Raw genomic sequence first — 4710 nt, forward strand, 5'->3', positions numbered from 1 at the left:
TCCCTTATCGAATGCTGTAACGCAATACTGGTTTTCGAGCTGAGCCCCCGCAGGGCAAGCCAAATTGCACTCATCTGCGTCGTTATAAAATCTCAATGTAGAACAACTATACTTCAATTTTATGCCTAGCATCTAAGTACAATTTGGCTTGCTGATTTTGCATCTTGAAGTAACATGGGTATATACCCAAACCACTTGGAGATGCAAATTCAGGTAGCTTAGGTATATTATATGCGCAGTTTTTATTTAAACTAATTGATTAGAGTGCAGTGACTGCGATATTTTCGCCCTTTTCACGTTTTTTCATAGTACGTTTAGTTCTGTCGATAACATCCCCGACCAACTGACCACAGGCTGCATCAATATCATCACCACGTGTTTTACGTACAATAACAGTGTAACCATATTCCATTAACACTTTATTAAAACGATCTACACGACTGTTACTTGGTTTACCGTAATCGTTACCAGGGAATGGGTTAAATGGAATAAGGTTGATTTTGCACGGCGTATCTTTCAGGAGATGTGCAAGTTCATGTGCTTGATCGGTTGAATCGTTGTAATGGTCAAGCAATAAATACTCAACCGTCACCTTGCCGCGATTAGCATTAGATTTTTCGATATAACGTTTTACACCCGCTAAGAAATCAGCAATATTATATTTATCATTAATCGGCATCATTTCAGAGCGCAATTTGTCATTGGATGCATGTAATGAGATAGCTAAAGCAACATCGATACGATCACCTAAGATATCTAAAGCAGGTACAACGCCAGATGTTGAAATGGTCACACGGCGCTTGGAAAGCGCATAACCAAAATCATCTAGCATCAATTCCATTGCTGGAATAACATTATTGAGATTTAATAATGGCTCACCCATGCCCATCATCACGACATTGGTAATTGGACGTTTACCGCTTTCTCCCATTACGCCAATAATTTTAGCTGCTCGCCAAACTTGGCCAATAATTTCCGAAACCGTTAAATTACGGTTAAAACCTTGTTGTGCCGTAGAGCAGAAATTACATTCCAGTGCGCAGCCAACTTGTGAGGAAACACACAGGGTAGCACGCTCTTTTTCCGGGATATAAACCGCTTCAACTTCTTGATCGCCAACAGTCATCGCCCACTTGATCGTGCCGTCACTGCTGCGTTGTTCAACTTTTACTTCAGGCGCGACAATCTCTGCACACTGTTTTAATTTTTCACGCAGTTTCTTATTAATGTTACTCATTAAATCAAAATCATCACAACCGAAATGGTAAATCCATTTCATCACTTGCTCTGCACGAAATGGTTTTTCGCCCAATTCGACAAAAAACGCACGTAAACCTTCTCGGTTTAAATCTAATAGGTTTACTTTTTTATTACTCATGAAAGCCTCGTTACAACAAAAGGGGCAAAAAATTAGGGGGGGGATTGTACAAAGGTTATACGGATATAGCTAGTCAAAGAAAAACGGTTACTCATAAAGAGACACCGTGTACCTGTTTAAACAACTGTAAGTGTTGGTATTTGTGCTATTTCACTCCAACTATAAAAAATTTCAGGAGGTAGTTTATCACCACGTTGATTAACTGTTTTTTGGATTTTCCCACGTTTCAATAACACAGCCATCATTGGCGCAAGACCTTCACAGCTTAAGTGAAAATGTTTAAGCAGTTTCTTCTCTTCAATACGGCCAGCCTGTTTCACGTAATCAGTTATTGATTGTAAAATCATAATGCCCCCTGCTCAGCCAGTACATTACCTTTGCGTTTTAACAGGTATAACACAGCTAAAATTATCAGCACGGCAAAAACTAAATAGATAAGATTACTCGCAGTTTGCATTGAAAATGTGGCAATTTGGTAATAAGAAACCGAAACAATATAAGCCACGGCGGTTGTCCATAAGGCAATAAAGCGAGCCCAATTAGCGCCAACTTCATTAACAATTGCGCCCATTGCAGCCGCACATGGTGCGTATAACAAAATAAATAACAGGTAAGCAAAAGCCGCTTCTTTACTGACAAATGCTTTTTGAATATTACTATAAATCGTCAGATCAACCCCCTGCTCTTCAGCAGCCAGAGTTAAATCTGCAACTTCACCTAAATCGAGGCCTAATGGATCGCTGACATTAATTCCTAATAAGTTTTCAGGAACCGTTTGTAGTGCTGAATTTAACTTCTGAAGCAGAGTTAACTCGACTTGATCTTCTATTTGTTGCGTCGAATAGAGATTATTTAAGGTACCAACCACAGCTTCTTTAGCAAACAGGCCTGTAACAATGCCCACCGTAGCCGGCCAATTGTCTTGGTTTATACCCAGAGGAGATAATACCGGTGTAATAATTTGCGCACCTTGACTCAGTAATGATTGCTCACTATCTTGGTGACCAAAACTTCCATCGATACCAACAGAGTTAATAATATTTAATAAGGTCACCACCAAAACTATGGTTTGCCCAGCCCCAAAAACAAATCCTTTAAGCTTTTGCCACGTTTTGATCAAGGTATTGCGCAGTGTTGGAAACTCATAATCAGGTAACTCTAAAAATAGGCTGTCACTTTTACCGGGCAATAAAGTACGGCTTAAAACAAACCCTGTTATCACCGCCACTAAAATACCAATCAAATACAGTGAAAATACAATATTCTGGCCATTTTCAGGGAAAAAGGCACTGGCAAACAGAGCATATACAGGTAAACGGGCACCACATGACATAAACGGTGACATCACCACAGTTAACAAGCGCTCACGCTCTTTGTCAAGCGTTCTTGCAGCCATCACTGCCGGCACAGTACAACCAAAACCAACAATCATAGGTACAAAAGATTTACCTGGTAACCCTATCCACTGCATCGCTTTATCAATAACAAATGCAGCACGCGCTAAATAGCCAGAGCTTTCTAATACAGCCAAAAAAAGATATAAACAACCGATAACAGGAATAAAGGTCATTACGGTTTGAATACCGTTACCGACACCATAGGCTAATATATTAATTAACCATTCAGGTGCAGAAATAGAAGATAACAATTGCGCACTGCCATCAACAAAGATAGCACCTGCAGTAATATCAAAGAAATCAATAAATGCACTACCTATGTTAATTGAAAACATAAACATCAGGTACATAACCAATAAAAAGAAAGGAATGCCGGTAAAACGATTCATTACCAAGGCATCAATTTTTTCAGAAATTGAACGGCCTAATAAACCTTGTAAACGCACTGAATGCTGTACAAGCTGATAGATAAAACTGTAGCGTGTGTCAGCAATTTGCAAATCGATATCAGAATCTACACCGAGCTCTATTTTTTGTTTTTCTTGTAAAAACTCTGTTTGCTGCGGTTCATCTAACAGTTTCAATATGCTTTGATCATTTTCCAATAACTTAATAGCCAACGCCCTGTTTTGCAAATGATGGCTAACGGCATCTAATAAAGTAGCGCCCTTTTCAATCAGTGGATTTAAGATATCACCGTAATTTAGAGCAATTGGTTCGCTTAACTTTTGCTGCTTTAATGTCACTAACTGCGATGTTAACTTTTCTACCGATTTTTTATTATGCGTAGATAAACTAATAACCGGACAACCAAGCCCTTTTGCCAATGCTTTTTCATTAATCACTAACTGCTTTTTCAGCGCCAGATCCATTTTATTAATAACAGCAATAACTGGCAACCCCAGCTCTTTAAGCTGCAAAGTTAAGTATAAGCTACGCTCTAAGCAGCTTGCATCGATAACATTAACAATCAGATCCGGGCTATTTTGCATAATGTAGTCAAACGCCACACGTTCATCAAGCGAGCTCCCGTCTGCATCATAATCAAGGCTGTAAATACCCGGCAGATCAATAACCTGAACATCAGTTTTATCATTTAACGTAAAATAACCGGTTTTCTTCTCAACCGTTACACCGCTCCAGTTGCCAACATGTTGATTAGCACCAGTTAACACATTAAATAATGTAGTTTTTCCCGAATTAGGATTACCGATTGTGGCTATAGACAAACTCACGCAATTAACTCCACCTTGATTTTACTAATTAATGATTTGCGCAGGGCAATACTGCTATTGGCGCAACGAATTGCAACGGGATCACCCATGGGGGCTAAACGTAATAGTTCAATTTGAGCTTTTGGTAAAAAACCTAAATTAAGCAGTTTTTTACGCATAACAGGTTCCATATCGTGCATATTGACAATATTCGCTCTTTGTCCAACTTTAAGCTCTGATAAAACCATCTGTAACTCCGTTTCTAAAATTGCCACCCAAGCCAATTGTTAATCATTCTCATTTGCATTTAATAATAAATCAAAAAGTAGGGTTATACAATGTTTTAAATCAATCTTGTGGTGCGAGATTTAATGACTCTCTGTTAAACTAAGAAAAAATTACTACTGGAAGAAAATATGGACTTCAGCGATCTTAATCTTGTCTACTCCACAGATGGTGGAAAAATCGATCAACCTGTCGATAAAAAAAGTGCTCCTGAAGGTGATGGTATTGTTCGCATTCATCGTGAAACTAAAGGCCGTAAAGGTAAAGGTGTTATCCTAATTAAAGGATTGCAACTTGACGAAAAAGCGCTTAAAGCACTTGCTAAAGAGATAAAAAAGCGCACAGGCACTGGCGGTAGTGTCAAAGATTTCGTTATTGAAATTCAGGGCGATCAACGCGAAATTGTGAAAACTCTTTTGGAGAAAAAAGGCTATAC

Annotated in this window: 5 protein-coding genes; 1 reads left to right on the forward strand and 4 read right to left on the reverse strand. The window is 38.8% G+C overall.

The window, feature by feature from the left end; genetic code table 11:
- Positions 1-259: 259 nt before the first annotated feature.
- The 4 genes from rlmN to AC4GME_RS16890 all read right to left on the reverse strand — a co-directional run bounded on the left by rlmN (position 260) and on the right by AC4GME_RS16890 (position 4237).
- Positions 260-1378 carry a dual-specificity RNA methyltransferase RlmN gene (rlmN, locus tag AC4GME_RS16875; protein WP_490376393.1) on the reverse strand — a complete coding sequence of 373 codons (1119 nt, stop codon included), beginning with the start codon at positions 1376-1378 and terminating at the stop codon, positions 260-262.
- A 116-nt stretch (positions 1379-1494) separates the two neighbouring features.
- Complete coding sequence (locus AC4GME_RS16880; RefSeq protein WP_490376392.1) at positions 1495-1725, reverse strand: FeoC-like transcriptional regulator; 231 nt, start codon at positions 1723-1725, stop codon at positions 1495-1497.
- Complete coding sequence (feoB, locus tag AC4GME_RS16885) at positions 1722-4010, reverse strand: Fe(2+) transporter permease subunit FeoB (protein ID WP_490376391.1); 2289 nt, start codon at positions 4008-4010, stop codon at positions 1722-1724. Before feoB ends, AC4GME_RS16880 begins: the two co-directional genes overlap by 4 nt.
- On the reverse strand, positions 4007-4237 hold the full coding sequence (locus tag AC4GME_RS16890) for a FeoA family protein (RefSeq protein WP_490376390.1): 231 nt from the start codon (positions 4235-4237) through the stop codon (positions 4007-4009). The genes feoB and AC4GME_RS16890 overlap by 4 nt, the downstream gene beginning before the upstream one ends.
- Positions 4238-4405: 168 nt before the next feature.
- Between AC4GME_RS16890 and yciH the strand changes: the two genes are divergently transcribed.
- Positions 4406-4710: stress response translation initiation inhibitor YciH (gene yciH, locus AC4GME_RS16895; RefSeq protein ID WP_490379842.1), on the forward strand; the 305-nt coding region annotated here is incomplete at its 3' end.

The sequence above is a fragment of the Psychromonas sp. genome, from assembly GCF_983033635.1.

Bases quoted from the DNA above. Each gene is read 5' to 3' on its own strand.
- rlmN (WP_490376393.1), bottom strand. From the start codon at position 1,378: ATGAGTAATAAAAAAGTAAACCTATTAGATTTAAACCGAGAAGGTTTA.
- AC4GME_RS16880 (WP_490376392.1), bottom strand. From the start codon at position 1,725: ATGATTTTACAATCAATAACTGATTACGTGAAACAGGCTGGCCGTATT.
- AC4GME_RS16890 (WP_490376390.1), bottom strand. From the start codon at position 4,237: ATGGTTTTATCAGAGCTTAAAGTTGGACAAAGAGCGAATATTGTCAAT.